The sequence below is a fragment of the Levilactobacillus namurensis DSM 19117 genome (genome assembly GCF_001434785.1).
In the GTDB taxonomy this organism is placed as follows: Bacteria; Bacillota; Bacilli; order Lactobacillales; family Lactobacillaceae; genus Levilactobacillus; species Levilactobacillus namurensis.
The window spans coordinates 1-16366 of record NZ_AZDT01000042.1; the positions used below are offsets into that span (position 1 = coordinate 1).

A 16366-nucleotide genomic window follows, 5' to 3' on the forward strand; every position below is an offset into this window, starting at 1 on the left:
AGTTACGTCCGAGAATTATATTATTTCATCTGTCAACTTGACAGGGACTAGTACACCTATTTTGGTTTTGCAGAGCTCTTTTGAATGACCGTGGCCTATTGGCGCTGAAAATCGAACAGAGACTGTTGGACTTCAGGTCTGTCGTATAAACCAATTACCGCTGTGTTGATCATTCGCCTTACCGGACGGCCAGACCAGGCTGGAACGCCGTGGGCACCACTTCGAGCCACAGAACGGTCTCGAAGCTGGGCCTTTTCCTAGGCGAGCTGGAAAACGCTCACCAAGGAAAATTTCACGGCTGAGCCTGGTCTGGCCGTCCTCTCGGCTTACAGTTGTGTAACCCAATAGCGAGACATGATTTGCCGACGGGCCGTAGTGATTGGCATGAATAAGGTCGTCACCCGTTTGTAGCCATGGCGCAGGTATGATGGTGCCTACTACCACGGACTCGAGGTCTGATAGGATTTACGCCTTAGCGTTTTAGTTTAAGAGTCCCACCCGGTGATATTTCCAATTCCGAACGTCAGGAAACACCGTTTTTGATACGCTCAATGTAGCCGTGAGGTTGGGCCTGAAGAGGCTCAGTGGTGTCGTTTGGGTTAGTCAGCGTTTTTCAGCTGGCTTACCCAAAGGCCGAGCTTGGAGACCTGGGATTTTCAGGGCTCTAAGTCGTGCCCACCACGCTCCAGCCTCTTCAGGGCCAACCGGTAAGGCGGGTGAATGCCACTACCCCTTAGCTAAACGTCGAATCTGGGACCAAAATCCAAACCTCTTTTTTGCGCGCGAATGATTCGTCCATCCCCGGTCACACGAAAAATTGATGGTAATTTGACCTAAAGTTCCTTATCATGGAAGCAAAGTCAGAAAAGTAAGGGGCATGATAAGTGTGGCAGAACACCCAACCTACAGCGCGGCTAACGCGGCGTTGCGTGCACAATTAACAACTGAAAATCAAGCCTACTGGGACCAACTGGTAGCCGCTTTGCGTCAAGACCCGCGGTTCACCGATGAGGAGACGTTCCAGGAGTACCTGGGCGTCCTCTTACCGGGATTCTTAGCCGCACAGCGGGCGAATAAGTCCGCGGGCGACTACTGGCACGGGGATCCGTTAGCTGCGGCTCAGCGCCTAATGAAGCGCCAAAAAGGCCATCCCTGGTGGTGGAGTACGGACCTATTCTTCCCGTTGGGGCTGTTCTTCGTGGGCCTGGTTTTACCCACAGTGATCTTACCGGCCGTGCCACTCCAACTGCTAAAGATCGGCGTTCAGCTGGTCTTACTGGTGGTGGCCGTCATCTTGGGTCTCTGGTTGACCCCCCGGTTCGCCACGCGAGGACAACTCGTGAGTTGGGGGCTGATTGCCGTGGGACTCCTGATCATCTGGAACCTAGTGGGCCGGGCATTGCCGGCGGTGGGCTTAGTCTACGTGACCCGTAAAGGCGGGAGCTTAGCCCTGCTAGCGGTAGCGGTTATTTTGACGGCCCTGATTCTCTGGGACCAGCGGCGCCACCCGAATTCGTGGTTACCGGCGCTAGTGGCCGACCTCTGGATCATGACGGTTCTAGCCCTGATTGCCCGGATCAATCCCTGGTCCAGTCTGATGGTGACCTCGACGGGTAATTTACTGATCGGGCTAGGCACCTTAGTCGGTGACATCAGTATCCTGGTCAGCGGGTGGCACATTTGGCGCCAACGCCGGGCCGCTTCATTAGCGAAGAAGTAACTTGAGGTTAAAATGAGGTTTCCCATTTCCGGGAAACCTCATTTTTATTGGCTTAGGCGTCATTCCCCAGTAGGGTCTAACGCATCGGTCTGGAACTGGACGTTAACGGGGAGCCCGAGGGCCTTCCGCAGGTCCTTGGAGACCTGGTCGATCGTGGTTTGGGGCGCAATCTGGTAGTCGATGCCGTTAATGACTGCCGGCTTTCCCTGCAGGGTCGCGGATTGGACGTGGCGACTAGTGTGGCCATACTTGGTGCGTAGCCACAGGAGGTCTTGGAACGTGAGGTTGGTCTGCATGTTATCTTTCAGAGAGCCTAAGACCCGTTGGTAGTGGGCCACGGAGGACAGTCCCGCTTCCTTTAAGACCAGCTGCTTAATGATCTGGCGTTGACGAATCTGCCGGCCGTAATCGCCTAAGGGGTCGTCGTCGCGCATCCGCGAGTAGGCCAGTGCGCTGGCCCCGTTGAGGTGGATCTTCTGGTTTTTCTTGACGTTGGCTTGTTCGTAATGGAACGTCAGCGGTGGGACTACGTCAACTCCGCCCACGGCGTTGATCATCTTTTCCAGGCCCCCCATGTTGATTAGAACATAGTAATGGATGGGAATGTTAACCAGGTGTTCCACGGTCTTAATGGCCGTCTCCGGTCCGTACAGTGGCAGGGCCGCGTTGATCTTTTCATCGTCTTGTTGGCTACCGTAGACGTCGACCAGCGTGTCCCGGGGGATGCTGGTCAGCTTAGCCGTTTGGCGTTTCGGGTTGATGGTCGCGATGATCATGGTATCGGTCCGGCCAACGCTATGCCGACCTAGCGCACCGGTGTCCGTCCCCATTAACAGGACGGCAAAGGGTTTGCCGCTGGTTAACGCGAGGTCGTTGGGCTTGGTCGGTAGGGCGTGATAGGTTTTAGAAAACGTGGTTTTGGCTTGGTGCAAGGCGTACCAGCCGTACAGGCCGCCACCGATTAAAAGGCACGCCAGTAGCGTAAGAATGATGCGCTTAAGCTTCCCCGAATGGCTAAAGTGGCGTTCCCGTGGTGGTAACGGTTCCTGTGGTGCAGTGTTCATGATGGTTCCTCCCCTCTCGTGATACAGACCCAGTATAGCCACTCTCGCAACTAATGAGACAGTGATACGCGGTAATTAGGCTAAACTTTGCCCTTTCTTAGAAGCCTTAAGAAAACTGAAAATAATTAGCGGGGCGGCGGGGTTTGGTGTAGAGTAGAGGGGAACAGGATTAAAAAATGGAAAAGGGAGTTGGCAAAATATGGCAAAAGTTGAAAGCTTTACGTTAGACCATACGGCCGTTAAGGCACCGTACGTTCGGTTGATTACCCGGGAGACGGGTAAGAAGGGTGATGTGATCTCAAACTTTGATTTGCGGTTAGTTCAACCTAACACCAACGCAATTCCAACGGCCGGATTACATACGATTGAACACTTGTTAGCCGGCTACTTACGGGACGAGATGAGTGGTGTGATTGACTGCTCACCATTCGGTTGCCGGACCGGCTTCCACTTGATCACTTGGGGCGAACAATCCACTGAAGAAGTGGCCAAGGCCCTCAAGGCATCCTTACACCGGATCGCTTACGATACGGAATGGAAGGACGTTCAAGGCACGGACAAGTACAGTTGTGGGAACTACCGGGACCACAGCTTGTTCTCCGCTAAGGAATGGTGCAAGGACATCTTGGACAAGGGTATCTCCAAGGATCCCTTTACGCGAGAAGTTATCTAGTCTAACGAGATATGCGAAACATGGCGGGTCACCAGCGATGGTGCCCGCTTTTTTAGTGGTCAGCGACTAACCGGGGGCTGTGACTGACGAGCACAAGTATTTCGCGGTATACTGGAATTGCTGGATTAATTGTAAAGAAGGTGCATTTTAAATGCATTGGCGAAAAATTTGGGGAGCCGTGCTGGCGTTGGGGGCGGGATTGAGCATCACTCTGAGTGCACAAGCGATGCCCATCGTCCATCAGCGGGCCGGCGCCCTCGTATCAGGGCGGACGCGGCTCTTGAACGATTATCGCGTCAAGATGTGGCACCAACCTCGCCACTATAAGCACGCGAGACACTTGCATGGACGCAATACGATCCGAGGCACCCAGGGCGTCCGGGTAACCTTTAAGACCGCCTATCTCCTCCCATCGCCGGGGTATCACCACCAGGCTTGGGGCAATCCCCAGAGTATGGCGACGGTGGGCCGGTACATCTACGTGGTGTACTGTCCGACTAACTGGCATAACCGGGGCCGGCTGGTCCGGTTCGACCAGAAGTGGCTGAAGGCCCACCACGTGACGGCCCGGCAGTTGCAAAAGGTTTACACTAAAAAGGCCGCGCATAGTGCGCGGGAAAAGGCGATTCGGTCGGCGATTAAGGTGGGCCCGATCTTCATCACGGGTCACGGTCAGTCGTTGGCGTACAATTGGCGCGACCATCACCTGTATATGTGGTGCGACCGGGAGTCCAAGCCCCGGGTCCCCACGAATCAGTACGGTTATATAAATCGGATCAGCACCCATACGTTGCGGCCGAACCACCAGATTCGGTTTCGGTTACGAAACCGGCGGATGGCGGTCCCGGGCGGCCACGTGTTGACCTTTGACCGCAGTGGTCGGGCGTACTTTTGGACCCGGCCGTCAGCTAAGCGGGTCAACTTGTATCAAGGAACGATTGGGCTGCATCACGTGCGATTTCGGTTGACCCATCAGGTCTTGCGGCACGCCCCGGGGTCCCGGGTCCAAAGCATTGCGTATAACCCGCATAATCGACGGTTATACTTGGTGTCGGACGATTCCATCGCCAGTCTGCCAATCCACAGCTTACGTGGTCGGGGGCATCTGAGCGCTAAAAGCGTGCGGTGGACGGGATTCAGTCCCCGGCGGGAGTTCGAAGCGCTGAACTTCACCACTAGCGGCCGCGCCACGCTAATGACTAACCACGACCCCGAAATCTTAAAAAGCACCCACACTAGTTGGTAAACCACAGAGTGCGACCAAAGGCGGAGTTGGCTACCTTGGGTCGCACGTTTCAGCACTATATCGTTGTCGTTAAGAATAACAGGAGCCTGGGCATTTTGTCCCGGGCTCCTGTTTTAGTCATCCGCCGGGTGGCCAGGGGTGAGGTCATCCGGTCCCGGTAGCCGATTGGCAGGGCCGTGACGCCAGTGGGCACGACTTTAAGCCGCGCAAAGCCCGCCCGTCTTAAAGCTCGGCCTTAGCCTAAGGCCAGCAGACCACTGGCCTAACGCTAATTTCACCGGCTGGGCCCTATCGGCTATCGGGACCTCACGTCGTTGCGTGACAGGTCGTCATGGCGTGAATGGCTAATTCATCCACTACCGTAAGCCGTGAGGGCGGTCAGACAGGGCTCAGCCGTGAAATTTGACTTGGGTGACGTTTCTCAGTCGGCCCTAGTCAAAGGCCCAGCTTCGAGACCGCTCTGTGGCTCGAAGTGGTGCCCACGGCGTTCCAGCCCTGTCTGGCCGCCCGGTAAGGCGCTGACTATCTCCCCATAGTTGACGTTAAGTCAGTACCCTTATTGGGCCGTTGGGGTCGGAGGGGCGGTTGGGAGTGGGTATACTACAAACAGTGATGAATAGAATCATGTGATGGGGGGAGTTTCAATGACAGATAAGCAATGGCGAGAACTAGGGGAATTGGCACTGACCGTGGGGATGGTCACCGGCATTGGGGCGCTACCAGGCTATGCGATGCCGGTCGTTCACCAAGCGTCCGGCGCGTTGGTCGCAACAGCGTTGAAGCAGAACCGGGACCTGAACGACGACCAGGTCCACTTTACGCCGGTGCCGGCCCAGTATGCGGCCGCGGAGAACCCGCACGGTATCAATACGATTGCCTCGAATCGCGGACAGGCCGTTACTTTTCAGACGCTCTACCAGTTACCGTTGCCGGGGCCTCGGGGCGAAGCTTGGGGTGACCCGCAAAGCATGGTCACGGTCGGGCAATACATCTACATCGTCTACTGTCCTACGACTTGGCAGAACCGTGGACGCATCGTGCGGTTCGACCGCCAGCGCTTGGATCAGTTGAACGTCACGCCGCGCCAGCTTCAGCGGGTCTACACCGCTAAGGCAGCGCAGAGTGCACGGGAAAAGGCAATTCGATCGGCCATTAAGATCGGACCGGCCTTTACCACGGGGCACGGCCAATCCCTGGCTTATAATTGGCAGGATGGTCAGTTCTATATGTGGTGTGACCGGGAATCGGCGCCCCGGGTCCCCATCAACCAAGAGGGCGTGTTGCAGCGAATCAGTCCCCAGACCCTGCGACCGGTCAAGCAGATTCATTTCCGGTTGCGCGCGGGACACTTTGCGGTTCCAGGGGGCCACGTATTGACCTTTGACCGCCAGGGCCGCGCTTACTTCTGGACCCGCCCGTCGGCATCGCGGGTCTACATCTACCAAGGTACCATCGGCCAGGACGCCGTTCACTTTCGTTTGACCCGTCAGGTCTTGACGCACGGGCCGGGCACCCGGGTTCAGAGTATGGCTTATAACCCGCAAAACGACCGTTTGTACCTGGTTTCCGATGATTCGATTGCCAGCCTACCAGTCGCGGGGCTGGCCGGTAACGGGCACCTGACGCCGGCGGATGTCCAGTGGACCGGGTTCGCCTCAAAGCGAGAATTCGAAGCTTTAAACTTCACGGCAGACGGGCGAGCTTACCTGATGAGTAACCATGATCCGGAGATCTTGCAGAGTACTAATACGACCTGGTAGGGTCAGTGCTTGGGGTGGCTGTGGCGCCAGCGTTGGTTGAGCGTGACAAAGACCAGCGCCACCACCAGGAAGATACCGGCCAGTATCAAAAGCAGGTTATTTTGCGGCGCCCAGATGTTTAGGGCGACCAGTAGACTGCAGAGGGCAAAGAAAAAGAGGGCGCCCACCGTCAGCCATTTATATAGTTGGTTATCCAAGAAAAGTCACCTCATTTCAGGCTAGGGTTCAAACTCTAGTTTACGCGAATCGTTTCATTGGAAAAAGGGTCAAAAAAACACCGTTGATCAAATGACCAACGGTGTTTTGCGTATCAGGTGAAAATGGGGAACAATTACAGGGTAATCGTCGCCGTAGTGCCGTCCAGAGCAGCCTTAGTTGTCTGGCCGTCTTCGTGAACGTAGATCGTGGCGTTGCCGGTTAAGCCGTCCGTCGTGACCTTCAAGGTGTTCCCGGAACGGTCAACCGTGACGTGGCCCGCATCGACACCCTTTTGGTTAACCACGGCAACCGTCGTGGAACCTTCTTGCATGTCGAACAGGTGGATGTCCAGATCCTTCGTGAAGTCGTAGTCCGCGTGAACGGCCTTAGGATTCCGTAACAGGATCGTGTTTTGACGAGCCAAGACTGGCAGGCTTAATTCGTCGTAAGCCTTAGTCAACCACTTGCCACCTTCAGGAACGTCATAGAATTCGTTGTCGTCGATGATGCTGGTCCACTTGCCGGCTGGCAGGTAGAAGTGCACGTTGCCTTCGGAATTGAAGACAGGGGCGACTAAGAGTTGGCTCCCGAACATGTATTGGTTAGCGATGGTGTGGGTGTTGTAGTCGTCCTTAAAGTTGAACCACATTGGCCGCATCAGCGGGTTCCCGTAAGCAGCGTCGTGAGCCGCTTGGGTGTAAAGGTATGGCATTAAGGATAACTTCAAGTTAACGAACTTCCGCGTGTTTTCAACGGCTTCGTCATCGAAGTTCCATGGAACCCGGTAAACATCGCTCCCGTGGTAACGACTGTGGGAGGATAACAGACCGAATTGCGTCCAACGCTTGTACAGGTCTGGCGTAGGGGTACCTGGGCCATCTTCGAACCCACCAATGTCGTGGCTCCAGAAGCCAAAGCCGGAACTCAAGAAGGACAGACCACCATGTAAGGTGTCGGACATCGACTTGAAGTTGGACAGGCAGTCACCACCCCAGTGAACAGGGAACTTCTGAGAACCAACCGTAGCGGAACGGGCGAAGAGTACCGCTTCATCCTTGCCCTTTTCTTGGGCTAAGATGTCAAAGACGGCTTGGTTGTATTGTAAGGTGTAGTAGTTATGTTCACGTTTTGGATCAGAGCCGTCGAAGAAGACTGCGTCGTCGACCGGAATCCGTTCACCGAAGTCGGTCTTGAAGCAATCGACACCCATGTCGAGTAAGGCCTTTAACTTGCTCTGGTACCACTTAACGGCGTCAGGGTTGGTAAAGTCAACGAAGGCGTTACCAGCTTGCCAGAGGTCCCATTGCCAGATATTGCCATCTTCACGCTTGATGAAGTAGCCCTTCTTCTTGCCTTCTTCGAACATTGGGCCTTGTTGGGCGATGTAAGGATTCAACCAGACACAGACCTTGATGCCCTTGTCGTGGATCTTCTTGATCAGGCCAACTGGGTCTGGAAATTCGTCGCGGTCCCATTGCATGTTGGACCATTCGAAGCCCTTTTGCCAGAAGCAGTCAAAGTGGAAGACGTCTAGCGGAATGTGCCGTTCTTGCATCCCGTTGATGAACTTCATAACCGTTTCTTCACTGTAGTCGGTCGTGAAGGAAGTGGATAACCACAGACCGAAGGACCAAGCTGGTGGTAATTGGATGCCACCGGTCAGTTGGGTGTACTTGTGGAGAATTTCTTGAGGCGTTGGGCCGTAGATTACGTAGTACTGCAGGGATTGACCCGCAACACTGAATTGAACCCGGTCAACGTTTTCGGAAGCGATTTCATAATCAACCGTTTCAGGTTGGTCGACGAAGACCCCGTAACCTTCGTTACTGATGTAGAACGGAATGTTCTTGTAAGATTGTTCGGAACCCGTCCCACCGTCTTGGTTGGTGGTCCGAACTTCTTGGCCGTTCTTGACGAAGTTACCGAAGCGTTCCCCTAAACCATAGATCTTTTCGTCAACGCCGATGGATAATTGTTCACGCATGTAGTGAACGCCGGTGTCGTGGTTTAAGATTTCGCCTTGGGCTTTGAACTTAGAAGAGGTCACTTCGCGGCCGTCTGCCGTGAAGGACATGTCGAATTCGTCGCGGAGTGGGAAGTTAACGGATAACTTACCACTGGTTAAGGAAGCGTGCTTGTCGGTGATGACGATGTTGACGTCAGGGTCAAGATTATTCAACTTGTACGATGGACCGTGAGTGTCTTGGTCGAAGTGGGTCAGCTTAACGCCAATCACATCTTCAACGGGGGAGGTCAACTTAATGGTTGTCATCCCTAAGTTTAATTCGTCTCCCCGGGTCTTAATACGCTTGTATGGCGCAAAGACGGTCATTTCTTTGCCGTTTTGTTTTGCAGAGAATGCTTCAGCTGGAGAGTTAACGTCGTATTCGTCGCGAGTCAGCCAATAACCATTCGTAAACTTCAAAATAGCCACTTCCTCTTTCAGATTTAATCGTTTTAAGTTGAGTTGAGTTTAATGACGCCGTCACAGCAACATTAAATGTAATCACCAAGCAATCGATTAAAGTTGGTTGGTTGTTTACACCAACATATTATCACGGATTGAAAACGCATACAACCATGAAATCGAAATTTAACGAAAAAGATTAGGCCGGTATGGCGGTCCTAAAAGGCCCCGCAACGGCGCAGTTTTTATAATAAAATTTATAAGACGTTTGCTTTCCGTGAAAACCAGAAGTTCGTATAATGGGAATAACGAAAAGCGTGGAGAAGCCGGGGAGTTGGTTTTTCACAAGCTAAACGGGACTTGAAAACGGGGTAAGGCGCGTGGGCATTTCAGGCGTTGTGCGCGCTGATTTCGGGGAAAGTTTTCCCCAATGATAAAGGGGCAACGACGATGCAAAGATTATGGCGGTTCAATCAGCGAGTTGGAAAGTGGCGGGCGATGCGGGTGATTCAACAGGCCTTGACGGTCGTCTACCCGTTTATTTTAATCATGACCCTAATTAGTGCCATTGGCCAGAGTTGTTTGGCCCCCAATGGCTTTTTCTTTCATATCTATCATATCGGTCAGTGGCTGCCGGGACTGACACTGTGGCGCCAGGCCTTTCAGGTCATGGGGCTGGTAGTGAATAATGTGGTCGCGGTGATGATGACCTTCGCCACGGGGTACTTCTTAGCTAAGACCTATCGCCGTAACGAACTTGCCGTGGGGCTGTTGAGCGCGCTGGCTTTCTTGACCCTGAACGTGAATTATGAGGTGATCGACCAGGCCAAGCGGGGCGGTAGTCAATTCGTTGAAAACAACTTAGGCCCCCAAGGCATCTTCTTAGGAATCGTGGTGGGGCTAGTGGTCGGCTGGTTCGCCAGTTGGTTCTTGCAGAAACTGGCACACTGGCGCTGGTTCACGCGCTTGACCCTGACCGGGCGGGTGGCATGGTTGTTAGTGATCATCATGGCGGTTATGGTCCTGGTCGGTTACGGGATGAGTTGGTTGACCACGGGCGGCCTGAATGGCCTGGTCTACCAGGCAACCCGCGCCATGATTACCAATCCGGGGCATCACGGGGTGATGATTCTGGCCGTCACGGCGTTGAACAACTTCCTGTGGTGGTTGGGCTTGATTGGTCCCGTGAACCTGGCGGGCAACGCGACCGTGAACTCGTTACAGAACTTGGCCACGGCCGTCCAGCAGGGCTCGGCCTGGAACGTGCCGCATCCCGTGACGCTGCACACGCTGGGGGACGCTTACGCCAACTTCGGTGGGGCGGGGATGACGTTAGCCCTGCTGATTGCCATCTGGATTGGCTCGACTCGCGCCCATGACCGCCACATTGCGGTTCAGACGGCCTTACCGAACCTGGTTAACCTTAACCAGGCGACCTTGTTGGGGTTACCGGTCTTGTATAACCCCATCCTATTGATTCCCTTTGTTGTCGCGCCGGCCGTGAACATTGTTCTGGCCTGGTGCGCGATCACTTGGAAATTGGTCCCGCCTATGGTGTACCCCATGCCCCAGACGACGCCGGGGCCGTTGATGGCCTACCTAGGCACTGCCGGGGATTGGCGCGCGTTACTGTTGAGTCTGGTCTGTCTGACCGTCTCAGTCCTAATTTATCTGCCATTTGTGAAGCTCTTGAATCAACTTCCTGAGCCCGCGGAAGAGGAAGAGGGTGAAGACCATGCGGCGTAAGTTTATTGGGTGGGGGCTGGCCATTGTTGCGGTTCTGGCAATCTTTTTCCCAAGTATGGCTTGGATGCAGACCCGAATCACCCATTATAAGACCAATTACCGGACGCCGTTGAATCCGACCATTCTGGTCCCGGGGTCGAGTGCCAGTCAGGACCGGTTCGATGCCCTGATTAAACAGTTGCGCCAAGAGACCAAGACGGCGCATAGCGTGTTAAAGGTCAAGGTCGCAACGAACGGAAAACTTTCCTATACCGGGAGCATTCGGCGCAATGACAACCATCCCTTCATCGTGGTGGCCTTTGCGAACAACCGTGATGGTTATACGAACATCAACCAGCAGGCCCGGTGGTTGAACGTGGCCTTTAAAGACCTGGTCAAGACTTACCATTTCAACCACTTCAACGCCTTAGGCCACTCTAACGGGGGCTTGATCTTAAGCCTGTTTTTGGAAAAGTACTTTGACCAATCGCCAACGGTGACCATCGACCGTCTGATGACCATCGCGACCCCCTACAACATGGAATCGGATAGTACCACGACGCGGACCGCGATGTTGAACGAACTGGTGGCGGGCCGGCATAAGCTGCCCAAGAAGCTGACGGTCTATTCGGTCGCCGGCACGGAAAACTACTCGAGCGACGGCACCGTTCCGGCCAACAGTGTGAGCCAAGGAAAGTATATCTTTCAGAATCAAGTCGCCCACTACACCCAGATCACGGTGACGGGTGACGATACCACGCACTCGGATCTGCCCCAGAACAAGCAGATTGTCCTGCTGATTCGGCAGTACCTGCTTCAGGAGACGTTGCCCGCCAAAGACCGGGCCGTCAACCAATCACGCTTCACGCAGAGTCAAGCGGGGGAACCCGAGGAGCCTTAGCAGAAATAAACGAGGTGACCTTTCGTGAATTTTCGTCAACTAGAATACTTTTTAGCGGTCGCCGACGCGGGTCAGATTACGGCAGCGGCCCAGCAGTTGCATATGGCCCAACCGCCGCTAAGTTATCAATTGAAGCAACTTGAAGCGGAGCTGGGCGTCACACTGTTGCACCGGACGTCAAGCGGGACCTCCCTGACGCCGGCGGGGGTCCTCTTGCGGGACTACGCCCAACAGTTACTCGACCTGCGGGAGCGGGCGGATAGTCAGGTTCGGTCACTGGGTCAGGGCTTGGCGGGGGTATTGTCGGTCGGGGTCATCTCGTCGTCGATTGGCGCGATGCCTAACGCGAAGTTGCGGACGTTAACGCGTCATTACCCCAAAGTCCAGATTCGTCTGTTCGAAGACAACACTTACGGCTTGATTGACCGGTTGGAAAAACACTTGATTGACGTGGCCATCGTCCGGACGCCGTTTACGGCGCCCCGGTTAGCTAGTAAGGACCTCAAGACGGAGTCGATGGTTGCGGTGGTCCCCAAGAAGTACGACCATTTTCGGGGCGTCACGTTGCGGGTGGAGGACCTGGCTGACGTGCCGTTGATCATTTATCGACGGTTTGAACGCCTTTTTGCCGCGACGTTCGCGCAGAAGGGGATGGCCCCGTTCATCGCCTGCACCTGTGACGATGCCCGCACCGCAGTCCAGTGGGCCGAGGCCCGGATGGGCGTGGCGGTGGTTCCCCAGTCGGTGGCGGAACAGATTAGCGGTCCCCAGACGAACTTACGGCCGATTCGGTACCAACCTTGGCGGACCACGTTGAAGTTGGTTTGGCCGGAGCAGGTGACCCCTGGGCCACTGCTCCAACGGTTCATTGACAGTTATTAAGATACATGAAATACAATTTAGATGAGGTTGCCATATTTTTAAAGTATGGCAGCCTCGTTTTACTTTGCGGCCGCTTTCATGGTGAGAACGACGGGGATTTTAGTGTGGTGGAAATGGACTGATTCAGGTGGTAGGCCAAAAGCAGCTTTTATTTATTAGTGCACAATCAATAGATGCTTATACTAGTAATGCTGATTTATAAGAGCTTTAGTTTGTGAATAATCGCCCAATAAAGCCTCGTTGGGCCAAGCCAGTCATTTGCTCTGGTGGCCGGAAAGATAAATAATTGTAAGCGTTGTTTAAAAAAGAAATTGGGGGGAATTAAGGACTCATGGTGCAAACTGCTTTAATCATGTTAGGGGTGGGCCTCTTTGCGGGTATCGCGGGCGCCATCCTGGGAATCGGCGGGGGGGTGATCATCACGCCAATCTTGACGCTGGGGATGGGGTTGAGTATCAAGTACGCCATCGGTGCCAGTATCATCGCCGTCATCGCCACTAGTTCGGGGTCAACGATTGCGTATTTACGGGATAACGTCTTGAACCTGCGGGTGGCAATGTTTCTCGAAATTGCCACGACCATTGGGGCCATTATCGGGGCCTTAATGACGGGAATCCTGGACCCCAAGTATTTGTATCTCTTATTTGGCTGCTTATTAGTCTTTTCAGCCTGGAACATGGTGCGCAAGTTGCGGCGGGGACAGGAAGTCTTGAAGCGGGTGACGCCCGATAGGATTGCGGCCAAGTTGAAGCTTAACGGCAGTTACTTTGATAAGGCCGAGCTGCGCGACGTTGACTATCAGGTCGAAAACGTCCCCGCGGGCTTTGCCGTGATGTTCGGTGCCGGGGTGGCCAGCGGCCTGTTGGGCATTGGCTCCGGTGCGTTTAAGGTCATGGCCATGGATACCTTCATGAAGATGCCCCTGAAGCCGTCGAGCTCCACGTCGAATCTGATGATGGGGGTCACGGCGGCCGCTAGTGCGACCGTGTACTTCTTCAACGGGTCGATCCTGCCGGGAATTGCGGTACCAATGGCGTTAGGAATCTTGATCGGCGCCGTAATTGGGTCACGAATCATGCAGGTCCTACCGGCGCGGTGGATTCGAATCGTGTTTATCCCGGTGTTGCTCTACATCGGTCTACAGATGGTCTTTAAAGGATTGGGGGTACAGCTCTTCTCATGACAGAAAAACCAACAACGGCCAAGGAAATGGCCCAAGTCGAAACCATCATTGGACGCATCCTCCAGATTGGGGTCATCATCTCAGCCATCATCATGGCCATCGGACTGGTCCTGTTCCTGGTGACCGGGCAATCCGGCTACCCGGGGAGCACGGTGCCGACTAGCATGCAGACCATCCTGACGGGGGTCGTCCAGTTCCGGCCCTATGCCGTGATGATGCTAGGCGTCTACTGCTTGATTCTGACCCCGGTCTTGCGGGTGATTGTGTCCATTTATGCCTTTTATCGTGAAAAGGACCGCCTGTACGTCGCCATCACGACGGCGGTACTGGTTATCTTGATCGTGGCCTTAGTGATTGGGGTCTACGGAAAGTAAAATAAGCCGCCAAACTGGTGATGCCAGTTGAGGAGGTTGTCCAAGGCCATCATATCATCGGTCGGACCTTGGGCAACTTCCTCAGCTGGCATCATTTTGTGTAGGGCTTGAATTTGCGACAACCGCCTTGGTCCTACCTTTAGTTAAGGACCAACCTCACAGCCAAATTGGACATCCACCAAGAAAGTTACCGCATGACAGATAAGACGCGACTGCCGGCCAGATATGCTAAACTAAAGACTATACAAAGGTAAGTCGCTAGAAATTTAAGAAAGAGGGGATGGCATCGTGGGAAAACGGAAGCCGGAGCAGTGGCGCCGTAATCTTGCCGTGCTATGGTTAGGAACGTTTATTGCGGGCATGGGCTTTAGTGAAATCATGCCGTTTCTTTCCTTATATGTTGATGATCTCGGCACCTTCACTAAGGGTCAGCTGACCCTGTACAGTGGGGTCACGTACGCGGTCACGTTCTTAGTGATTGCGTTGATCTCACCCGTGTGGGGCCGCTTGGCGGACCGAAAAGGCCGGAAGCTGATGCTGTTACGGTCATCGTTGGGGATGGCCCTGGTGATTGGCTTGATGGGCTTTGTGACCAACGTCTGGCAGTTGATTGGGTTGCGGTTCCTCCAAGGCTTGTTTGCGGGGTACATCCCCAACGCCAGTGCCCTAGTCGCCGCGGAGACCCCGCGGGACAAGAGTGGCAACGCGCTGGGGATTTTAACCACCGGATACGTCAGTGGGAACCTGATTGGCCCCGTGTTAGGGGGAATCATGGCCCAGGTCTTCTTGATTCGGTGGACCTTTTTACTGACCGGGATTTTTCTGATCATCGTGTTCTTCTTGAGCGCAACGCTGGTCCACGAACACTTCACCCCCGTTACGCGCGCCCAGCAGGCGCAGGGGGGCAGTTGGCTCCAAGCGTTTAAGAATCCCAAGCTGATTATCGTGTTATTGGTCTCGACCATGATTATTCAGATGGGGAACAATTCGATTACGCCCATCATCAGTCTCTACGTGCGGCAGTTGATGCACGGGGTCGGACCGGTGACCGTGGTCGCCGGGATCATCGCCGCACTCCCCGGCTTTTCGACGTTGATTGCGGCGCCGAAGCTGGGGGAGTACGGGGACCGCAAAGGTACGGCCCGGATCTTAGTCTTCGGGTACGTCTTTGCCATCTTGATGTACTTCCCGCAAGGTTTTGTGACCAGCGTGTGGCTACTGGGGATTTTCCGGTTCATGATTGGGATTTCCGATGGTGCGTTGTTCCCGGTGGTCCAGACCATGCTGACCAAGAACTCTCCGCAGGAATTGACCGGGACCGTCTTTAGTTGGAACCAATCGTTTCAGGCGCTGGGGAGTATGTTTGGCTCCTTGTTTGGGGGGATTATCGCGAACCTCTTCAACTACAGCGGTGTCTTTACGTTTACGGCTTTGACGTTACTGGTAAACTTTTTGTTGCTCTGGTGGCTAGTCCCTGAGATTCGCCACTGGCGGCAACGCGCATAGGAGGCATAGGATGGTACGTGTACGGTCACAAGATGACTTACCAGCGAACTTACCGAATAATCCGGCGACCCTGGAAGCCATCGATCAATTTCGACAAATGATGCTGAATTACCGGAGTGCGATTCGGGTGCTTCAGACCAAGATTGAGTACCTGGATCAGGAGTATAAGATTCAAAACGGCCACTCACTGGTCGATAGTCTACAGACTCGCATTAAATCACCGGAAAGCATTGTGGAAAAGGTGCAACGTAAGCACCTGGACTTCAACTTGAATACGTTGCCCCAAGAAATGCACGACATTGCGGGGATCCGGGTCATCGTGCGGTTCGAAGACGACATCACGGCGGTCGAGCACCGCTTAGCCAAGCAACCGGACGTCCGTATCTTGAAGCGCAAGGATTACGTGGCCCACCCCAAACCCAACGGTTACCGCAGCCTGCATTTGATTCTGGCGGTGCCGGTCTACTTGGCGGCGGGGAAGAAGGAAGTCATTGTGGAGGTCCAGATTCGAACGATTGCCATGAACTTCTGGGCGTCATTGGAGCATGAGCTTAATTATAAGAAACAAATCAGTCACCAAGCGGAACTCCGGCAAGAATTATTACGCAAAGCGGACATGGTCCATCAACTGGATCATGATATGAACGCCATCAAGAATCAGATTCGGGCGGAAAGCAACCGGAACGTGAACGATTCGGAGACGGATTGATTCAAGCAACGTGACACG

At 54.2% G+C, this 16366-nt stretch carries 14 protein-coding genes; 11 read left to right on the forward strand and 3 right to left on the reverse strand.

Going from position 1 to position 16366, the window contains the following annotated elements:
* Nucleotides 1-886: 886 nt before the first annotated feature.
* On the forward strand, nucleotides 887-1720 hold the full coding sequence (locus FD30_RS06440; protein ID WP_225426527.1) for a hypothetical protein: 834 nt from the start codon (nucleotides 887-889) through the stop codon (nucleotides 1718-1720).
* Between the two features lie 59 nt (nucleotides 1721-1779).
* Here the strand turns inward: FD30_RS06440 and FD30_RS06445 are convergent, their stop codons facing one another.
* Complete coding sequence (locus FD30_RS06445) at nucleotides 1780-2784, reverse strand: LCP family glycopolymer transferase (RefSeq protein ID WP_056944352.1); 1005 nt, start codon at nucleotides 2782-2784, stop codon at nucleotides 1780-1782.
* A gap of 199 nt (nucleotides 2785-2983) precedes the next feature.
* Between FD30_RS06445 and FD30_RS06450 the strand changes: the two genes are divergently transcribed.
* The 3 genes from FD30_RS06450 (at nucleotide 2984) to FD30_RS06460 (ending at nucleotide 6463) form a co-directional block, all read left to right on the forward strand.
* Nucleotides 2984-3457, forward strand: coding sequence for an S-ribosylhomocysteine lyase (locus FD30_RS06450; protein WP_024747475.1), 474 nt, complete (start codon nucleotides 2984-2986; stop codon nucleotides 3455-3457).
* A 151-nt stretch (nucleotides 3458-3608) separates the two neighbouring features.
* Nucleotides 3609-4703 carry a hypothetical protein gene (locus tag FD30_RS06455; RefSeq protein ID WP_056944353.1) on the forward strand — a complete coding sequence of 365 codons (1095 nt, stop codon included), beginning with the start codon at nucleotides 3609-3611 and terminating at the stop codon, nucleotides 4701-4703.
* A 644-nt stretch (nucleotides 4704-5347) separates the two neighbouring features.
* Nucleotides 5348-6463: a hypothetical protein gene (locus FD30_RS06460; protein WP_056944354.1), complete on the forward strand. Its 1116-nt coding sequence runs from the start codon at nucleotides 5348-5350 to the stop codon at nucleotides 6461-6463.
* A gap of 2 nt (nucleotides 6464-6465) precedes the next feature.
* On the opposite strand, the gene FD30_RS06465 is transcribed toward FD30_RS06460, so the two are convergent.
* Nucleotides 6466-6660, reverse strand: coding sequence for a hypothetical protein (locus FD30_RS06465; RefSeq protein WP_056944355.1), 195 nt, complete (start codon nucleotides 6658-6660; stop codon nucleotides 6466-6468).
* A gap of 134 nt (nucleotides 6661-6794) precedes the next feature.
* Complete coding sequence (gene yicI, locus FD30_RS06470; RefSeq protein WP_056944356.1) at nucleotides 6795-9086, reverse strand: alpha-xylosidase; 2292 nt, start codon at nucleotides 9084-9086, stop codon at nucleotides 6795-6797.
* Between the two features lie 432 nt (nucleotides 9087-9518).
* On the opposite strand from yicI, the gene FD30_RS06475 reads away from it, so the two are divergent.
* The 7 genes from FD30_RS06475 (at nucleotide 9519) to FD30_RS06505 (ending at nucleotide 16348) form a co-directional block, all read left to right on the forward strand.
* Nucleotides 9519-10814, forward strand: coding sequence for a PTS transporter subunit EIIC (locus FD30_RS06475; protein ID WP_056944357.1), 1296 nt, complete (start codon nucleotides 9519-9521; stop codon nucleotides 10812-10814).
* Nucleotides 10804-11694, forward strand: a complete 891-nt coding sequence (locus FD30_RS06480; RefSeq protein WP_056944358.1) for an alpha/beta hydrolase — start codon at nucleotides 10804-10806, stop codon at nucleotides 11692-11694. Before FD30_RS06475 ends, FD30_RS06480 begins: the two co-directional genes overlap by 11 nt.
* A 24-nt stretch (nucleotides 11695-11718) precedes the next feature.
* The gene (locus tag FD30_RS06485; RefSeq protein ID WP_056944359.1) at nucleotides 11719-12576 is read left to right on the forward strand and encodes a LysR family transcriptional regulator; all 858 of its coding nucleotides are present in this window, start codon (nucleotides 11719-11721) and stop codon (nucleotides 12574-12576) included.
* 331 nt (nucleotides 12577-12907) lie between these two features.
* A complete protein-coding gene (locus tag FD30_RS06490; RefSeq protein ID WP_056944360.1) occupies nucleotides 12908-13759 on the forward strand; it encodes a sulfite exporter TauE/SafE family protein in 852 nt (283 codons plus the stop codon).
* Nucleotides 13756-14133 (forward strand): DUF1634 domain-containing protein, encoded by a 378-nt coding sequence (locus tag FD30_RS06495; protein WP_056944361.1) that lies wholly within the window; start codon nucleotides 13756-13758, stop codon nucleotides 14131-14133. The genes FD30_RS06490 and FD30_RS06495 overlap by 4 nt, the downstream gene beginning before the upstream one ends.
* 288 nt (nucleotides 14134-14421) lie before the next feature.
* A complete protein-coding gene (locus FD30_RS06500; protein ID WP_056944362.1) occupies nucleotides 14422-15639 on the forward strand; it encodes an MFS transporter in 1218 nt (405 codons plus the stop codon).
* Nucleotides 15640-15649: 10 nt separating this feature from the next.
* Nucleotides 15650-16348 (forward strand): GTP pyrophosphokinase, encoded by a 699-nt coding sequence (locus tag FD30_RS06505; RefSeq protein ID WP_056944363.1) that lies wholly within the window; start codon nucleotides 15650-15652, stop codon nucleotides 16346-16348.
* The last annotated feature ends 18 nt before the right edge of the window (nucleotides 16349-16366 follow it).

Excerpts from the sequence above, each read along its gene's own strand:
- FD30_RS06445 (WP_056944352.1), bottom strand. The coding sequence starts at position 2,784 with ATGAACACTGCACCACAGGAACCGTTACCACCACGGGAACGCCACTTT.
- FD30_RS06450 (WP_024747475.1), top strand. The coding sequence starts at position 2,984 with ATGGCAAAAGTTGAAAGCTTTACGTTAGACCATACGGCCGTTAAGGCA.
- FD30_RS06455 (WP_056944353.1), top strand. The coding sequence starts at position 3,609 with ATGCATTGGCGAAAAATTTGGGGAGCCGTGCTGGCGTTGGGGGCGGGA.
- FD30_RS06460 (WP_056944354.1), top strand. The coding sequence starts at position 5,348 with ATGACAGATAAGCAATGGCGAGAACTAGGGGAATTGGCACTGACCGTG.
- FD30_RS06475 (WP_056944357.1), top strand. The coding sequence starts at position 9,519 with ATGCAAAGATTATGGCGGTTCAATCAGCGAGTTGGAAAGTGGCGGGCG.
- FD30_RS06480 (WP_056944358.1), top strand. The coding sequence starts at position 10,804 with ATGCGGCGTAAGTTTATTGGGTGGGGGCTGGCCATTGTTGCGGTTCTG.
- FD30_RS06490 (WP_056944360.1), top strand. The coding sequence starts at position 12,908 with ATGGTGCAAACTGCTTTAATCATGTTAGGGGTGGGCCTCTTTGCGGGT.
- FD30_RS06495 (WP_056944361.1), top strand. The coding sequence starts at position 13,756 with ATGACAGAAAAACCAACAACGGCCAAGGAAATGGCCCAAGTCGAAACC.
- FD30_RS06505 (WP_056944363.1), top strand. The coding sequence starts at position 15,650 with ATGGTACGTGTACGGTCACAAGATGACTTACCAGCGAACTTACCGAAT.